At 62.7% G+C, this 18,071-nt stretch carries 5 protein-coding genes; all 5 read right to left on the bottom strand.

Annotation, left to right across the window (positions count from 1 at the left end):
* Nucleotides 1-4 precede the first annotated feature (4 nt).
* The 5 genes from B0D71_RS03615 to B0D71_RS03595 are packed head-to-tail and all read right to left on the bottom strand — an operon-like array spanning nucleotide 5 to nucleotide 17,908.
* Entirely contained in the window at nucleotides 5-2,101 is a 2,097-nt protein-coding gene (locus tag B0D71_RS03615) for a site-2 protease family protein (protein ID WP_103393504.1), read from the bottom strand.
* Complete coding sequence (locus B0D71_RS03610; protein WP_205885962.1) at nucleotides 2,101-3,447, bottom strand: efflux RND transporter periplasmic adaptor subunit; 1,347 nt, start codon at nucleotides 3,445-3,447, stop codon at nucleotides 2,101-2,103. The genes B0D71_RS03615 and B0D71_RS03610 overlap by 1 nt, the downstream gene beginning before the upstream one ends.
* Entirely contained in the window at nucleotides 3,444-4,235 is a 792-nt protein-coding gene (locus B0D71_RS03605; protein WP_103393502.1) for an efflux RND transporter periplasmic adaptor subunit, read from the bottom strand. The genes B0D71_RS03610 and B0D71_RS03605 overlap by 4 nt, the downstream gene beginning before the upstream one ends.
* Nucleotides 4,216-5,751 (bottom strand): TolC family protein, encoded by a 1,536-nt coding sequence (locus B0D71_RS03600; RefSeq protein WP_103394017.1) that lies wholly within the window; start codon nucleotides 5,749-5,751, stop codon nucleotides 4,216-4,218. Before B0D71_RS03600 ends, B0D71_RS03605 begins: the two co-directional genes overlap by 20 nt.
* Nucleotides 5,752-5,794: 43 nt before the next feature.
* Nucleotides 5,795-17,908, bottom strand: coding sequence for a VCBS domain-containing protein (locus B0D71_RS03595; protein WP_103393501.1), 12,114 nt, complete (start codon nucleotides 17,906-17,908; stop codon nucleotides 5,795-5,797).
* Nucleotides 17,909-18,071 lie beyond the last annotated feature (163 nt).

Raw genomic sequence — 18,071 nt, 5'->3', positions numbered from 1 at the left:
CGTCTCAGAAACCACTTTCCCTCATCAACACCGCCATCAAGTGCGTCGCACCGTCAGCCAGCAAGCTGCGCCGTTCGCCTTCGATTTTCAGATGACCCCGGGTCTCCCGCAGGCTCGGCAAGGGTTCGTCGAGTTGAATAAGCACCTGGAACAATGCCGCGCTCGGGATCAGTGCGTGTTCCGCCGAGGTCGTCGGCACCGGGCCACCGAAGCGTGAGGACAACATGCGGTGCGACAGTTGACTGGCGCGGGTGCTGCCGATCACCAGTACGCGGCCATTGAGCGGGGTGGTCTGGCCGTCGGGGTAAAAACGCACGCGGTCACCGGTTGCCATGCGGTGCACCTGATCCTGGGCGACATAGGCGTCCACTTGCCAGCTGCTCGGGTCGATCAGCATGCCGAGGGACTCCTGGCGACCGACCCACTGGCCGGCTTTCCAGTCCGGATTGACGTCCAGCCAGAGTCCGGCGAATGGCGTTTGCAGGTTCAGCCGGGCGATTTCCGAGCGCGCGGCCCGGGCTTCTTCGAATTGCACGTTCAGGCGTTGGCGGGTGACGGCGTCTTCCTGCAATCCGCCGGGGTCGGCCAACAACCCTGACAGACGCGCCTCATAGCTGCGGGCGTTGGCTTCGCTGCTTTGCAGGCGCGAGGCAATGTCTGGCTCGTCGAGCACGATCAGGGTTTCGCCGGCATTGACCGGGCCATCGGCATGAATCGATTGCAGACGCGCCGGGTAGGGCGCGTAGACACGCAACTGATGTTCGGCACGGGCCACGCCGACCGCATCGATCTGGCTGTGCCAAGGCGCCGCCAGCCCGGCGACAATCAGTGCCAGTACGCCGTAGAACATCAACTTGCGGCGACTTGGGATGGCTGCGCGTTGCTGCCACCAGTGATTTAATTCGCGCAGCACCGGCATGGCGATGAACCAGGACAATTCGACCATGAACAGGATGATCCCCAGCAATTTGAAGAAGAACAGGTAGACCGCCAGGGCGATCCCCAGAAACAGCACCAGCCGATACAGCCAGGTGACGATCGCGAACGTCACCAGCAGTCGGCGTTGCCCGGTTGGGAACGATTCCGGCCAGTCTTCCTGCAGGCCCAGCAGATTGCGCCGCAGGGTGACCCGCGCCAGGGCCGAGGCGCGCTCGTGCAGGTTGGGAAAGTCCAGCAGGTCGGAGAGGATGAAGTAGCCGTCAAAACGCATGAACGGGCTGGCATTGAGCGCCAGTGACAGCAGCCAGCTGGTGGTCGCCAGGTACAGCAGGGCATTGCGCAGCGGCCCCGGATCACACAGCGCCCAGCCCAGGGTCGACAACCCGGCCAGGGACAACTCGGTGACGATACCGGCAGAGGCAATTGCCAGGCGCTGCCGCGAGCGGATGAGTTTCCAGCTCTCGCCCGTGTCGGTATAGAGCATCGGCCATAACACCACGAAGGCGATGCCCATGTGGCCGACCCGCAAACCCAGGCGCGTGGCCACCAGTGCATGCCCCAATTCATGCAGGGTTTTGGCGACGATCAGCGCCAGGGCGAAACTGAACAGGCCCTCGGTGGAAAACGACTCGACCACGGCGTGGGTAAAGACGTCCCACTGTTGCAGGACCAGAATTACCCCCCACAGGCTCAGGGCAAATACCAGCAGGCCGGTGAGCGGGTGAAACAGCCAGCCCAGTGCACGGGCGAGGTGTTGTAGCGGTTGTTGCGGACGCAGCAGCGGAATGCGAAAGAACAGGTAGTGGTGCAACCACCAGCGCCAACTCAGCCAGGTGCCTGCCTCGTCCTTGGCTTTGAGCCGTTCGAGCGCGGCGGGGCCAGCGCGTAGCAACTGGTGCTGTTCGAGGAACTGGCGGAAATCGAGGATCTGCTCGACATCCGGTTTGAGCGCGGTGCCTTCAGCAATCTGTTCGCTGATCTGCCGGGGCGACTGGCCCCAGCGCAGCAGGCATTCGAACTCCAGCCAGCCGATGCGGTAAAAGCGGTTGATCACCGTGTCCTGGATCACCCAGGCCGGTTCGCCGTTGCTGCCGTTGGCGGCTTCGCTCAGGCGCAGGTCTTCGCGCAATGGCGGCAGGGGCAAGTCAGCAGGGTCAAGCATCACCAGCCGCTCCACGCCCGCAGCGTCGCCAGAGGCCGGCGCAGCAAGTAGTAACCCAGCATCACCCGGCCACCGTAGAGTTTGGCGGTGCCGTGCAGGCCCAGGCGCGCATGTTCCGGCGCGCCGTCGATGCTGGCCAGCAGGCGATAGGCGACCACACCTTCATCGCTGGGGCGGGCCTGGTAACTGGTTTCGAGGATTTTGCCCTTGAGCGGGGTCAGCGGGTACGCCGTGAGAAACAACGTGACTTCAGCGCCAGGCTCCAGGGCAATGGCATCGGCCACCGCCAGCTGGATCTGCATGGCCGGTTGGCTCGGGTCGGCCACTTGCATGATCCGTTCGCCGGTGACCACCGGTTTGCCCAGCCAGTCGTTAGGGTCACTGAATACCGCCACGCCGCCGCGCGGTGAAAGGACCTTGGTGCGCTTGAGTTGGGCTTGCACCGCCGCCAGTTCGGCCCGGCGTTGCTGAGCGCGGCCCTGGAGCAGGGTCAGCTCGCTTTTGCTTTGCGGGTTATCGAACGCCCGCTGGCTGGCCGCCTGCAACTCGGCATCGGCCACCGCCACTTCCTTGCCCAGTACTTCGGCGCGGCTGCGCAGGGTGGTTTCGTCGAGGGAGAACAGCGGCGTACCGTTTTCCACCGGTTGGTTGGGGCGCACCTGGATCTGCTCGATCACGCCGTCGATGGGGGAGCTGATGATTTGCGCCTGGCGCGAGACGATTTCCGTCGGGGCCAGTGCAGTTTGCCGCACCGGCAGCAACAACAGGGCACCGAGCACGATCAGCCCCATCAGCAGTTGCTTGCGGTTAGGCCGCCAGCGACTCAAGCGCCGATGCCGGGTCAGCGCGGCCCAGCAGTAGCCCCAGGTATTGACCAGGCCTTTGAGGTGCTGCCATAGCACTGCCGGTGGCTCTTGCTCCAGCAACAACGTCAACAGTCCCAGGCGATACCCGTCACGGTCTTGAACCGCAATGCACCAGAGGCCCGACGGCCACCATTCGCGCCAGCCTTCGGCGATGTCCGGCGGCGGGGCGCTGGTATCCAGTGTCAGCCACACGGGTTCGATGTCGGGCACTTGAGTGGCGACCCAGCGACTGGCCCGGCGCAGCCAGACGAGGTACGGCGAATCTTCGCTGGGGCGTGACAGCCCGGAAACGTTCAGCAGTTCCAGCGACGATTCCCGTTGGGCAAAGACCAGTGCCTGATGAAACGGCAGCAGCGGATACAGATCGTTGGCCATGCTGAATGCCAGGGCGTTCAGCGAGTCGGCGGCCATCGCTTTGTCCCGCAGGGCGTCAAGTTCCAGCAGCAGGTGAGGGTGGGGCAGGGGCTCGTTCATTGTCATGGCTGGGGACTGTTTTGCAGGGCAGTGTCCTGGTTGAACTGCGCCGTGCCGCTCATGCCGGCCATCAGGTCGGGGTATTTCTGGTCGAGCCGGGCTTCGAGCTCAACCGTCTGGGCCACCGCATCGACCCGCGAGTTGATGGCGCTGACATGGGCTGCGTAGGTCTTGCCGGTTTCATGAATACTGACTTGCAGCGCCAGCCCGGGCTTGAGGGTTTTGAGCAGGTTTGAGGGCACATTGAGCCGGACTTTCAAGGCGCCGTCGCTGACTAGATCGAACAGAGGCGTACCGGCCGTGACGGTCTGGAACGGTTTGACGTAGACCTTGGCGATACGCCCGGAAAACGGCGCCAGCACCTGGCAGTAGCCGCTCTGGGCCACACCCATGGCGCGCGCACCGTCGGCTTTCTGCACTTCGGTGTTGGCCATGGACACTTCGATGTCGCCGACCGCGTTGAGTTGACGCAGCTGTTTTTTCGCCTCCAGGTTCTGCTTGGCCATGGCCAGTTCGGCGGCGGCGACTTTGCTGCGGGCCTCGGCTTCGTTGCAGTTGAAGCGGGCGAGTACCTCGGCTTTGCCAACATGCTCGCCGAACCCGGTTTTCATCTCGCCCAGGGTGCCACTCATCTGGCTCGACAGGGTGGTTTCCAGTTCGGCAGCCAGCAGCACGCGAATGGCGCTGGCGCTATCGAGATTGGGGGCCGGCGCTGCGTCGTCGGCATTGACAGGCAGGATCAGACAGGCCAACAGCAGGGCCCCTGCACGGGACTCAAGGGCGGTTTTGCGCATTCGGCGTTCCTTGCTGGCTGATGAGCAGGCGTTGCTGCTCCTGTTCATTCAATGTGCGCTGGATTTCCCGGGCGAGGGTCTTGATGTCGTGCTTGGAGATTTCGTCTGGCAGGACGTCCAGCCCCACGGAGTTGTACAAGCGCCCCCACGCCGCCTGGGCACTGGAGAACGCCGCTTCACGCTGGTAGCGCGAGAGCAGATAGCGGCCTTCGGAGCGGATCACTTCAAGCTCGGAGCCCAAGGCGCCGGTTTTCGCAGCCTGGGCGTAGTCGAGCAGGCTGCGATCGACCCGCAGGCTGTCTTCGGTGAATTCCACTTCCTGGCGCGCCAGTTGATAACGCAGGGTACCGACCCGCACCTGGGTCAGGATTGCCATGGACAGCGCCACCCGGCGGGAGTCGTCGGTTTCGCTCTGGGATTTTTGCGCGGCATTGAGCGACGGCAATTGCAGCAAGCGCAGCAGGTTCATCGAGACTTGCAGCCCGGTGGCGTTCCAGTCGTTGTTGTAGAGGAACTTGTTGGAGTCGTACCGGTAGCCGAAATCCGCGGAGACGTTCGGCCACAACTGAGCCTTGGCGATGTCCAGGTCTTTCTGGTTGACGCGCTTGCGATACCACTCCTCCATGATTTCCGGGCGGTGTTCCAGGGACAGTTGCTCCAACTGCGCCATGCTTTGATGCACCTCTGGCAGCGGTGGATCCGGCATGTCGGCCAGGATCATTTTCGAGCCTGGCGGCAACGACATCAGCGCAGCGAGTTCGGCCTGGGCAAACTCCAGATCCTGGCGGCGCACCGTCAGCAGGTAGATGGAGTCGAGCAGGGCGCGTTGGTAGGCGAGGATTTCCTGGCGCGGTAACAGGCCACGTGTTTCGGCTTCCCGGGCCGAGGTCAGCGCGGTGTGGGTGCGCATCAGCAGCTTGTCCACCTCGGGCATCAGGCGTTGCGCGCCCAGGGCGCGCCAGTAGGCGTTGCGCACATCCTGCAGGACGTTCTGCGCGACTTTGCGTCGACGCTCCTCGGCCATGAGGATCTGATCGGCTTTTTGCTGGGTGCGATAATAAGCCACGCCGAAATCCAGCAGGCTCCAGCTCAGGCCCAGGCCATAGAGTTCGCGATAGCGCTCTTCGGAGGTCGACGCCCGCAAGCTGACCTGGCGGTCTTCGATACCGATGGAGGTACCGCCGGAATCGTTGTTTCGCCCGGCATAACCAGCCGATGCCACCAGTTTTGGCAACATTTCATGGCTGGAAACATCGCGCAGGTCCGACGCCAGGGCGCTTTCCATGAGCTTGAGGCGGTAGTCGAGGTTGTACTTCAACGCCCTGGCGGCCGCTTCATAAAAAGTGATGGGCGCGGTGACCGGCTCCTGGCCGGAATACATGCGCGACTGATCGGCGAGGATGCGCTGCCGGTTCTCTTCGTCGGTGGAGGGCTTGGGCTCCAGTGACGAACAGGCACTGAGCAGCAGTGCAGAAGCGAGGGCGGAGCTGATGAACCTCGTCGTATGTTTCGGCATGTTCAATCCTTTGTGCTCTTTGAATTTATTCTGGCTGGTCATTTCAGTTGCCCCGATGGGTCGGGTGCAGGCGTTGAGCGGCATGGCGTACCTGTGCGCTGAAACCCTTCGCCGTGCGTGGCTCCTGGGCTTTTTCCGGCTTTTCCACCTGTGCCGGTCCGTGGGTCAATTCGGCGGCATCGACGGCGAACAGCGACGGGTCGCTCAACAACCCGTCGGCACTCAGGCCGACACGGCCATGTCGGCCAAGAATCCAGGCCATTTCCAGTTCACTTTCAATTCGGCTGTCTCGTACGGCTTCGGCGACGAATTGTCCGGGCACCAACCCCAACCCACTGGCCAGCGAATCGCTGGTGAACTCGCCGCTGGAGCTTATGCGCAAGTTGCTGCCATCGGCGTTCCAAGTCGAGAGTTCATTCAACCGGGCGTTACGCTCGACCACTGGTGTCACGAAGATCGCCGGTAACGGGTCGGGAATCAGCAGGCTGCCGTCTTGCCGGTTGAGGTCACGGTCGAAGAAATTACCTTGGGGTGCCGGGATGAACGGCGTGGCAATGTCCAGGGTGATCACCAGTTCCGCCTGGTCGCTGGCCCCGGCAAGATCATTGATGGTGTAGGTAAAGACATCCTGAAGCACCAGGCCCAGGCCGGCGGCTGCCAGCACTTGGGGATTGCTCTGGTCGATGGTGTAGGTCCAGCTGCCATCGGCGTTGAGCACCAGAGTGCCGTAGAGACCGAGGATCGGCTGGCCGATGACGCCCGTCGTGCCTGTGCCGCTTTCGGCCCCGGTGCGTACCCCGGTTACTTGCAGATGATCGTTGCCATCCACGTCGCTGTCATTGGGCAGTACATTGCCCGTCGCTTGCGGCGCCGGTGTCTGGTCGCTGGCGGTGGCGCTGTCGTTTTGCGCCACCGGGTTGTCGTCGGCACCCTGGATGACCACGGTCAGGCGTGCATCCGAAGTGACCCCGGCGGTGTCGGTCATGCGGTAGGTGAAGGTCTCGCTGAGGGTTTCGCCCGCCGTGCGCAGCGCCTGGACCACCGGGTTGTTGTTGTCGATCAGGTAGGTGTAGCTGCCGTCCGCGTTGATGGTCAGTTGCCCGTAGCGTCCGGTCAGCACTTGCCCTGCGCTGCTGGTCTGGCCGTTTTCGCCGGTGACACTCAGCACCTGTTTGCTTTCGCCATTGGCCACGCCATCGACATCGTTGTCGTTGGCCAGTACGTTGCCCGTGCCATTGCTGCCTGGCGTGCCATTGGCCACGCCGCCGGCTTCGACGGCGATAGAGTTGTCGTCCTGGGCAATCGGGGTGTCATTGCGGCCGTCGACGGTGATGCGCAATTCGCTCTGGCTGCTGGCACCGAAGACGTCGGACAGGGTGTAGCTGAAGACGTCCGTCAGGGTCTGGCCGCTCTGACGCAGAGCCTGTACCACCGCGAGGCTGTTATCGACGGTGTAGGTGTAGCTGCCGTCGGCATTGATCAGCAGATCACCATAGAGCCCGCGCAGCACGGTGCCCACGGTGCCGCCGGTGCCGGTATCGGCCAGCCCGCCGGTACGAATCGCCGATACGTTGATGGCGTCGCCTTCGGCATCGGTGTCATTGCCCAGTACATTGCCCGAGGGGTCGATGCCGCTCTGGCTGTTGTTGAGACCACCGGCCTCGACTGCCGTCGACGCATCGCCATTGGCCACCGGTGCCGAGTTGCGCCCGCGGATGATGATATGAATTTCCGCCAGATCGCTTTGCCCGCCAAGGTCGGTGACTTGATAGGTGAAGCGCTCATTGAGAAATTGCAGCGGTCCCAGCGCCAGTACAGTGGGGTTGCTGGAGTCGACGACGTAGGTGTAATTGCCGTCGGCACCGATGATCAATTGCCCGTAGAGTCCGTTGATCAAGGTGCCGTTGGTGTTATCGGTGCCGGGATCAACGGCGTCCAGGGCACCGCCCGCCGCCTCAGTGCCAAAGCGGATACCGGTGATTTGCTTGCTGTCGCCCTGATCGACATCGGTGTCGTTGGGCAACACGTTGCGGGTCGGGTTGACGCTGTTGCCATTGCCGTCATCGGCGACGGCGACAGCGGTATCGTTCTGGGCAGTCGGGGTGTCATTGCGCCCATCGACGGTGATGCGCAATTCGGCCTGGCTGCTGGTACCGAAGACGTCGGACAGGGTGTAGCTGAAGACGTCCGTCAGGGTTTGGCCGCTTTGACGCAGGGCCTGTACCACCGCGAGGTTATTGTCGACGGTATAGGAATAGCTGCCGTCTGCATTGATCAGCAGATCACCATAGAGACCGCGCAGCACGGTGCCCACGGTGCCGCCGGTGCCGGTATCGGCCAGCCCGCCGGTACGAATCGCCGATACGTTGAGGGCGTCGCCTTCGGCATCGGTGTCATTGCCCAGCACATTGCCCGAGGGGTCGATGCCGCTCTGGCTGTTGTTGACACCACCGGCCTCGACAGCCGTGGACGCATCGCCATTGGCCACCGGTGCCGAGTTGCGCCCGCGGATGATGATGTGAATTTCCGCCAGATCGCTTTGCCCGCCAAGGTCGGTGACCTGATAGGTGAAGCGCTCATTGAGAAATTGCAGCGGTCCCAGCGCCAGTACAGTGGGGTTGCTGGAGTCGACGACGTAGGTGTAGTTGCCGTCGGCACCGATGATCAATTGCCCGTAGAGTCCGTTGATCAAGGTGCCGTTGGTGTTATCGGTGCCGGGATCAACGGCGTCCAGGGCACCGCCCGCCGCCTCAGTGCCAAAGCGGATGCCGGTGATTTGCTTGCTGTCGCCCTGATCGACATCGGTGTCGTTGGGCAACACGTTGCGGGTCGGGTTGACGCTGTTGCCTTTGCCGTCATCGGCGACGGCGAGGGCCACATCGTTGGCCGCCACGGAGGCATCCCAGGCACCGTCGATGCGGATGCTCAGTTGGGCGACATCGGTGGTGCCGGCGGTGTCGCGCATCCGGTAGGTGAAAGTTTCGACCAGCGAATCGCCGACTTTCAGCGCCTGAACGGCAGCCAGGTTGTTGTTGATCACATAGCTGTAGGTGCCGTCGGCGTTGATGGTCAGGGTGCCATAAAGGCCGTTGAGTGTTTGCGTGGTGCCAACCGTGGTGAACGTGCCCCCGGCAGTTTTGTCGCCACCCCGGACATCGGTGACGGTCTTGCTGTCGTTGGCGTCGACATCGCGGTCATTGGCCAACACATTGCCGGTGGGATTCAGCCCCGGCGTGCCGTTGGCTGTGCCGCCGGCCTCGACGGCCACCGTGCTGTCGTCCGCTGCCCGCGGGTTGTCGTTGGCGCCGCGGATGAGGATGGTCAGGGTGGCGGTGTTGCTGGCACCAAAGAGATCGCGGACCTGATAGGTGAAGGTTTCCGTCAGCACGTCAAAAGGCGTGCGCAGGGCCTGGACCCGCAGGTTGTTGTTGTCGACCAGATAACTGAAGGTACCGTCGGCGTTCAGCGTCAGGGTGCCGAACTTGCCGACCAGGCCACTGCCGAGCACGCCGACGGAGGTCCCTTCGTTGAAACCCGTCACGCTGAGCCTTTCGGTACTGCCATCGACGTCGGTGTCGTTGACCAGTACGTTACCGAAAGGATTGGTCCCTGCGGTGCCGTTGTTCAGACCGCCAGCCTCGAAGGCAATGCTGATGTCGTTGCGTGGAATCGGTGTGTCATCGCGGCCGCGAATGTCGATGTTCAAGGTCGCGCGATCTTCGGCGCCGCTGGCATCGATCACTGTGTAGCTGAAGGCATCCACCAGGCGTTCGCCGAACCGCAACGCCTCGACCTCGGCCATGTTGTTGTCCAGCCGGTAGCTGTAGCTGCCATCTGCATTGAGCGTCAGCCAGCCATAGGTACCGCGCAGCTCGCTGCCCAGGGTGCCGGCCGTGCCGGTGGCGGCTTCGTTGCCCGTGCGTACCGACGACACGGCACGGGTCTCGCCATAGTCGTGATCGGGCAGGTCGGCGGGCACCTCGCCACCGTCGACGTCGGTATCGTTGTCCAGCACATTGCCAATGGGGTCCAGGCCGGGCTGATTGTTGTTCGTACCACCGGATTCAATGGCGATGGCGGTGTCATCGGCGGCGACCGGGTTGTCATTCTGGCCGCGGATCAACACGATGATTTCTGCCGAGTCGGTTTCCGGCGTCGGGCCGACGTTGTCGCTTTCGGTGTAGGTGAAGCGCTCCAGCAACAAATCGATGCCACGGCGCAGCGCCTGAACATCCACATTGTCATTGTCGAGCGCGTAGCTGTAGCTGCCGTCCGGGAAAATCGTCAACGTTCCGTACCGGCCAACGATCACCGTGCCGCCCGCATTGACGGCGATTGGCGTGCCTGCATCACCCTCTGCACCGGCCTTGATCAGGGTCACGGTCAACGGGTCGCCTTCGGGGTCGAAGTCATTGAGCGTGGCATCGCCAGAAGGATCGCGGCCTGGGGTGCCGTTGGCCACGCCACCCTGTTCCGTGGCAATGGCAATCACGTTTTGCGCCACGGGTGGATCATTGACACCGTGCACGGTGATGACCAGTTGCGCAGTGTCGGTCAGCCCGTGGGTATCGGTGATCCGGTAGGTGAAGAATTCGGTCAGGGTCTGTCCCGCCGTGAGCGCCTGGACGCTGGCGTTGGTACTGTCGACATCGTAGAAGTACGAGCCGTCGGCGCCGATGCGCAAGGTGCCGAACAGGCCTGCCACCACCGTGCCGTCGGCCGAGGTGGTGCCGGTGGCGACGCCACTCAGGACATCGATGGCCGGGTTGTAGGTGGCCTCGCTTTTATTGATCACGCCGTTGACCAGCAACTGGCTGCTGGGCTGGTCGACTGCATCGACGTCATGATCGATGCCGTTATCGACAAGCCCGGGGCGGCTCGGGAACTGGACAACGTTGCCACTGGGGTTGCTTTCGCTGGAATTGATGTTGGAGGAGGCCGCTTGTGCCTCGGCCTGGTCATCGCTGGCGACCGGGTTGTCATCGGCCCCTTGCACCACGATGCGCAATTGCGCCACGTCATCGAGCCCGCCGGTATCGGTGACCCGGTAGCTGAAGAATTCAACCAATTGCTCACCGGCGCTCAGGCGCTGGACCCGGGTGTTGTCGTTATCGACCACGTAGCGATAACTGCCATCGGGGTTGATGGTCAGGGTCCCGTACAGACCGACGACGCTGGTGGCACCGGTAACCGGTGCGAAAACGGCGGTACCCAGTTCCGGGACCGGACGGATGCCCGTCACGGTCTTTGTTTCGCCATTGGCGATGCTGTCCACATCGGTGTCATTGGTCAGCACATTGCCGACCGCATCGCTGCCCGGGGTGCCGTTGGCCACACCTCCGGCTTCGACGGCGACGCCATTGTCATTCACACCCACTGGCGTGTCGTTGGCGCCCTGGATGGTCACGGTCAAGGTGGCCAAAGAGGTAGCACCAGCCAGATCACTGGCAACGTAGTCGAAGCGATCGGTCAGGGTCTGGCCGGACAAGCGCAGGGCCTGTACGGCGGCATTGTTGTTATCGACGACGTATTCGTAGGAGCCATTGCTGCCGACCAGCAACTGGCCGAACTGGCCGTTGATCACCACCACACCAACGACCGGCGTCTGGATGCCGGCGCCCGGGCCGACCGACAGCACGCGCAACTGGTCAGCATCGGTGGCGATATCGACATCGGTATCGTTGACCAGCAGATTGCCCCGCGGGTCGACCCCGATAGCTGTGTTGTTGGTGCCGCCGGCTTCAACGGCGATGGCGCTGTCATCGACCGCAAGCGGTGGGTCGTTGACCGGGGTGAGGATGATTTGCAGTGTATCGGTGTCGCTCAGGGCATCGCCTGCTTCGCCGGGCAGTCCATCACCGTTGGCATCGCCATAATTGCCCTGGTCGTTGCTGACCACGGTCAGGGTATCGGTGCCATTGAAGTTCAGATTGCCCAGGTAGCGCAGGCTGGCCAGCGCCGTATTGAGGTTGCCGAGGGTGCCGGTGAGGGTCAGGGTGGTCGTATTGGTCCCGGTCACCGTAACGCCGGGAACGGTTGCACCGAGGGACAGGGTGCCGTTGAGTACACTCAGGGTCACGCTCAGGTTGCGGTCGGCGACATTCGGGTCGCGGTTTGCGTCGAAGTCGGCGACGCTGATACCGCCGATGCTCAGCGGCACGTCCTCCTGGCCGTTCTGGGTGCCGGGCAGGGTATTGACCGGTGCGTCGTTCTGTTCGACGTAACCGGCATTGGCCGCCTGTGTGGCGGCATCGCCCAGGGTGATGGTGATCTGCCCGAGCGTTCCGGCATCGGTGTCGACCCGCACGCGCAAATCGCCCAGCGGCTGCGGGTAGCTGACCAGCCCGGCCGGCACATCAATGCGGAACACGCCCAGCGGCAGCACGCCAAAATGGTATTGGCCGTCGGCGTCGGTGACGGTGGTGAATGTCAGGTTGTCGGCGCTGGTGTTGAGCAAGCCGTCGGCACCCGCCCAGGTCAGGGTTACGGTCTGTCCGGCCAGGCCGGCGCCGTCCGGCGTAGCGCTGGCGGTTGGCGAAGCGGTGTCGTTCCACAGGGTGCCGGTGATGACGCCGAGCCCGGCGTTGTCGCGCAGGATGTACTGGTTAGGGCCGACGGTGCTGCCGGTACGCTCACCATTCGCCGTGCCGTCGATGCCGACAAAGTTGCCACCCCAACGGGTGAAATCTTCGGGCAGGCTGCTCCAGGTCAGTGTGGCGTTGCTGCTGGCGACAATCGAGGCATTGGGCAAGGTGACCTGATAGCGCACCTGAATCTGTGCGCCCACGTCCAGTTGGTCGAAGTTGACACTCAAACCGCCGGTGGTGCTGAAGCTCACGCCGGCAGGGAGGTTGCCGGGACCGAACTGGGTGCCGTTGATGGTGACGCTGAGCAAGGTGTAGTTGCTGCCACCGGCAAAGCTGTCGCTGACTCGCGTATCGAATGCTGGCAGTCCGCCGTTCTGGGTGAAGCTCAGTTGCACCGTCGCGCTGCCGGTGGTGCCGCTGGGGTTGGGGTTGAACGTGACGATCTGTTTGTCCAGCCCGTTGAAGCTCGGTTCGACGATTCGTTCGAAAACCGTGTCGCTGTTGGCGCGGCCCGCGCCATTGACGATTTCATGGGCCGAGACGGCCAGTTGCGCGCCGCTGATGTTGCTGGAGGTGTTGCTGACTCGCACGTTGAACTCGATGGCGATGCCTTCCAGATCGTCGTCGTTGGCGCTGTTGACCACATTACCGAGGTTAAAGGTCACGACCTGGCTGCCGTCGGGATTGGTCACGACGGTCAGGCGGCTCGGGTCGAACACGCCAGTGGGCGACAACCCCGACAGGTCGGGGGTGATCGGCAAGGCTTGGGGACTGTTCTCGTTGCCGTTTACGTTGAGCGTGCCACCGACGATCAGGCTGGCATCGCTGGTCAGCCCACCATTGGAGATGAACGCAATGCGCAACGCATTGACCAGTGCGTCGGGTGAAATGAACTGAAGGCCATTGGCCAGGGTGATCTGAATCTGATAGTTGGGGTTGTTGCCCTCGGGCACCAGTACCACCACCCGGTAGCGAATTACCTCGCCGATGGTCACCTGTTCCACAGCGGCAGTGGTCGGGGACGGTGCCGCCGTGTCGGGTAAACCGCCAACCCGGGAGATTTCAATGGTCTGTGCCACGGGCACGATCAAGGTCGAAGCATTGCGGTAGTCGTTGAGCGTGCCGCCATTGATCAGGCCATCGACCCCCGTGCGCTCACCCCCTTGCGTGCCGTCCAGACTGGTCCATTGTACCGTTGCCACGTTGGTGAAATTGGACTGGGCCGCCGCCGTGGCATTGACCACGCCGGTCACCTGCAAGACGATGCTGCCGCCCTTGGCAATGTCGATGTTGGCGCCGTTGGCTGTGCGCAACTGACCGCCAACAATCTCGAAACCCACGCCGCCATTGTTGGTGGCGCCGTTCTGATAGAGCACACCCACCAGCGTAATGTTGCTGAGCTGGGTCGGCAGGGTATCGAGAAAGCTGATGTCGAAGGCGTTGAAGTCGCTGGCAGCGCTACCGTTGCTGATGGTAATCGTGAAGCTGACGGTGTCGCCCTGGTCGTAGCCGCCGTTGCCGGTGGTTGAAGTCAGTACCTGGTTAACCAGCAGGGTGGGTTCACGCACGATCACGGTCGGTTGGCCACCGGCGAGTGCGACCGTGCGATCCACCGCCACATTGCCGTTGGCGGTGTTGGTGTCCGGGTCGCTGTAAACCAATTGCGCGCTGTTTTGCCGGGAAACGTTCGCCTGGTTGCCGATGACGTTGTTGGCCACCAATTGCAGGCGTATCACGAAGGTATTGTTGGCGGCCTGGTTGTCGGCCGACGCACTGGACACGCTGAAGGTCCAGCGCGCATCCACGCCATCGCTGCCCACTGTGCCGCCTTGTCCGCCAAAACCACTGACCAGCACGCTGCCGGCGAAGTCCGCACCCAGGGCGCCACTGCCGGCGCGGGTGGTGATGATCTGGTAACCCAGGCCGCCGTTGAACGTGGTATCCAGGCGCATGCCCGCTGGGATCAGGTCGTCGATGCGCAGGTTTTGCGTGCTGCCTTCGGGCAGGGTGATCACGATGTCGTAGCGCATGCTTTCGCCGATCACCAGATCGCTGCCGGTAGTGTGGCTGGCACTGGAGTCGCCATTGTCCAGCGTGCCGTCGGCATACACTTTGCGAATCACCGGCGCGGCGATTTGCTGGTTGGCGAGGTCAGTGAGGTTGGTGGGGGTGAAGTCGGTGCCGCCGTTGACGCTGGCGTAATTGCTCAGGGTCGCGGTGGATTGCAGGGTACGGCTGGCCTCGATGGTATTGCTGACCGCCACGTCGTAGCTGATCACCACCAGATTGGCGCCGCTGGTATCGGCGGCGGTGCCGCTGCGCCCGGCGAGGAATGTGGCCTGGCCGCCGGCGTCGAGGAAGTTGATCTGGTTTCCCGTCACGCTGTAGTCGGTGCCCAGCACCAGCCGCGTGCCGTCACCGCGGTAGATCTGCAGGTTCGCTGCCGCCAGGCTGCCACCGACGAAGCTCAGGCCGGTCGGCAGGGTGATGCTGGTGCTGACATCGAAGGCACCACCACCGCCGCTGTTTTCGATAGCTGTGACCAGGCGCAGTCGATCGCCGCCGTCGATATTGATGATGTTGCCGTCTACGGCCGCGAGGTTAGTGACGCTGCCATTGAAGGGCACGCCAGTGCTGCCCGGAGGATTCCAGCTGCCGGTGGTGTTACTGACGGTGCCGTTAGTGCCGGAAACCACGCCGTGCTTGATATTCAGCACCGGCTCGGCCACGGACACAATCACCGCGACGTCGGAGGAAACCAGCGTACGGTCGGTGAGGGTGGTTTGCTGGCTTGATTGCGCCAAGACGTCCAGCGAGCGCTGGTCGGCAAAGGGCTGGTCGCCTACGCGCACGGTAAAGCGGATGACGATGCGGCTGCCGGTGGTGTCGACGGTGGTGAAGCTGCCGAAGTCGAAGACCACCGAGTTGCCGTCGGCACTGGTGACGCTGACCACGCCGCCGGCATTGGTGTTGCCGGGAGCAATTTGCCATTGGCCGACATCGCTGCCGGTGGTCCAGGTCACGCCGCCGACGTTGAACAAAGGTAAAGGCAGATACGCCGTGAGCTTGAACTGTTCGTAGTCACCGGTGACCAAGTCGTAACTGAGCTGGAACGTCACTTCATCGCCAGGGCGCAGTTCACCGCTGGCCGGTGGAGTGCCGTTATTGACCTCGACGAGGTTGATATCGACGACGCTGGTCGGGATCACACTGGTGGTGGCGGAATTATCGGTTTCGCTCTGGCCGGTGAGGTTCAGGGGGTCTTGCAACAGGGTGCCATCGACCACGGCACTGTTACCCAGTTCGTCGCCTTCATTGATCTCCGGCTGCGGGTTGCCTGAAGGTGGCTTGTAGGTCTGGCCGACGATCGCCGAATAGCTCAGCACCGCCAGCATCGCGCCTTGCAGTTGCTGGTCAAACGCCAGGTCGCCATTGAGCCAGCCACGCAAGGCAAACGAATTGCGCAACGACTGGGCAATGTCAAACGCCATCGATGTGCTGCCATCGGCATTGTTGACGGCGGTGGTCACCAGGGTAATGGACTGCTGGACGCCGTTGATGGTGACGGTCAGGGTTGGGGTGCCGGTCAGCGTCTGGCCGTCACTGAGCTGGTCGCGAATGACCAACTGACCGTCATTGAAGATGTCTTTGCCAAAGGCGAAGTAGTCGGAAACGGCCAGGTTCAGGCTGTACTGCAAGGTATCGCCGGGGGTGACACCGGTATGGCCGACATCAGTCTGTACCGTGACGGTTTTGAGCAGCGTGATCGATTTGGCGATGAACTGCGTAGTGATGCCAGTGCCGCTGAATTCGATAGTCGTGTTAGGCGCGGTAACGTCCCGGGGGTCCAGCGGTACCCATTGGCCGGAAGCACTCGGGGCGGCAAGGGTGATGGTCACATCGTCGCCGGTTACCGGGTTGATGATCGGCAGGCCGTTGGCGTCGACCTCCGGTACATAGAACGCGACCACGGTGTCGGTCTTGCCCGTAAGGCTGGCATAGGTCACGGAGAATGAGTCGATGAACACGTCGTCGGCGGCGATCAGCACGGCGATTTGTACCGCGTTGGTGACCACTGTGCCATCGTGCAGGGTGATGGACGTCACGCGGCCGCCGACGCCGGGGGTAATGGCGGTGACTTGTACATTGTCCGGCAACGGCTGGGTCACCACGACGTTGGACAGCGTCTGGCCTGGGGCTGGAGTCACGGACAGGGTCAATGTCCGACCATAGTTCGGGCCGGTCGCGGTTTCACCCTCGGGGGTGTTGAGAATTTCATCAAAGGTGATAACGGTTGGATGCACCACAAACGCGGCTGTGCCGGCCTGAATCAGGCTGGGATCGTTGGTCGGGTTGTCCAGGGCGTCGTTACCGAACTGGAAACCGCCGCTGGTGCGGATGGTCAGGTCCGGGGTGCCATTGGAAAAACTGGTGTCGGCCAGGTTGCTGAGGCTGGCGTTGATCTGTACCGGGATGACGGGTTGCCCATTGGTGACGCTGGCAAACGGCAGTTCGATGACCACCAGCGTGTCACCGGCACGCATGCCGTAGGTCGAGGCGTTGATGATCAGGAAATTGCCGTTGGCGTCCTTGGCCAGTGGGTGGGTGGCGTTGCCATTGCTGTCGAATGTCACCGAGTGGGTGATCAGATTCTGGCCCAGGTAACTGGCGGAAATGAAGTTCACGCCATCATTGCCGTCCCGGCCTGTGGTCGGCAGAGCCAGGTTGATGAAGGGGGCAAAACCTGCCTGTGTGGACGGATTGCTGAAGTTCACGGTGAACGAGAAGTTGTCACCCAACAAAACATCGCTGCCAGCACTGGGCAGGGTCGCAGTCGGTGCGGCATCGGCCAGCAAACCGTCGAAACCGGCCATGGCGGCGCTGCTGATGGCAATGCTCTTGTCGATGTCGCCGACTTTGGTTTCCAGCGTCCAGTCACCACCGGCCCGGGTGCTGCCAGTGTCATTGCTGGAGGCGGCTACATCGGCGCCGGTCCAGCGGGCCAATTCGGCGACCAGGGTCTTGCCGGCCGTCCCCGCGCCGATGTCGCAACCATAGAGCTGGATATCCGCGCCCTCGGTCAGGTTGCTGCGCCATTGTTCAAAGGTCTGGCCAAGTTGGTCGACGTTGTCCGAGGTGATGGTGCGGTTGCCGAGGGTGAATTGCCCGGCGCCGCCGTGGGACATGACCTGGATCGAATCGACCTTGCCCAGTTGCGCCAGCGCGGCGGAAATCGCCGCCAGGCCGTCTTCACCGGGGTTGACCACTATGGCGGTGACATTGCCCGGCAATTGGGCCAGCAGTTGATCGCGGTTTTCGATACGACTGTCGAGCACCAGCAGGCTGCGCGCCGCCGAGGGGGCCTGTTCAGTGGTAGCACGGCCTTCGGTCGGGGTCGCATGAGTGGCAGGGGCATCGACCGCTGCCGGTGTGGCGCTCGGGTCGCTGTGGTGCTGATCGGCGGCAGCCGAAGCGGCCGCACCGTCAAAGAGAATTCTTGGCTCCAGCGCCAACGCCTGGCGTTGTGGACGCAGATGAATGCCTGAAAACGAACGCCCTGACCCTTGCATAGTGAGGCCCTCTGCCTACGCGGTTAATCAATCCGTTGAACCAAGCCCACTACTGGACAAGATGAGCGTAGGACGTTTCCGTAGCTTTTCCAGCGTGTTAGCGCAGTTTTTAAAGTTCCCGAGAGGGACTCCGGGATTATGCCGTTGGTGGCTTTTTGGCATG

This window comes from Pseudomonas laurylsulfativorans (assembly GCF_002906155.1).
Classification (GTDB): Bacteria; Pseudomonadota; Gammaproteobacteria; order Pseudomonadales; family Pseudomonadaceae; genus Aquipseudomonas; species Aquipseudomonas laurylsulfativorans.
Note: the sequence above shows the minus strand (reverse complement) of the source record. Positions and strands in the feature narration are given on the sequence as shown.

Coding starts and splice junctions, on each gene's coding strand:
- B0D71_RS03605 (WP_103393502.1), bottom strand. CDS start 4,235: ATGCGCAAAACCGCCCTTGAGTCCCGTGCAGGGGCCCTGCTGTTGGCC.
- B0D71_RS03600 (WP_103394017.1), bottom strand. CDS start 5,751: ATGCCGAAACATACGACGAGGTTCATCAGCTCCGCCCTCGCTTCTGCA.
- B0D71_RS03610 (WP_205885962.1), bottom strand. CDS start 3,447: ATGACAATGAACGAGCCCCTGCCCCACCCTCACCTGCTGCTGGAACTT.
- B0D71_RS03615 (WP_103393504.1), bottom strand. CDS start 2,101: ATGCTTGACCCTGCTGACTTGCCCCTGCCGCCATTGCGCGAAGACCTG.
- B0D71_RS03595 (WP_103393501.1), bottom strand. CDS start 17,908: ATGCAAGGGTCAGGGCGTTCGTTTTCAGGCATTCATCTGCGTCCACAA.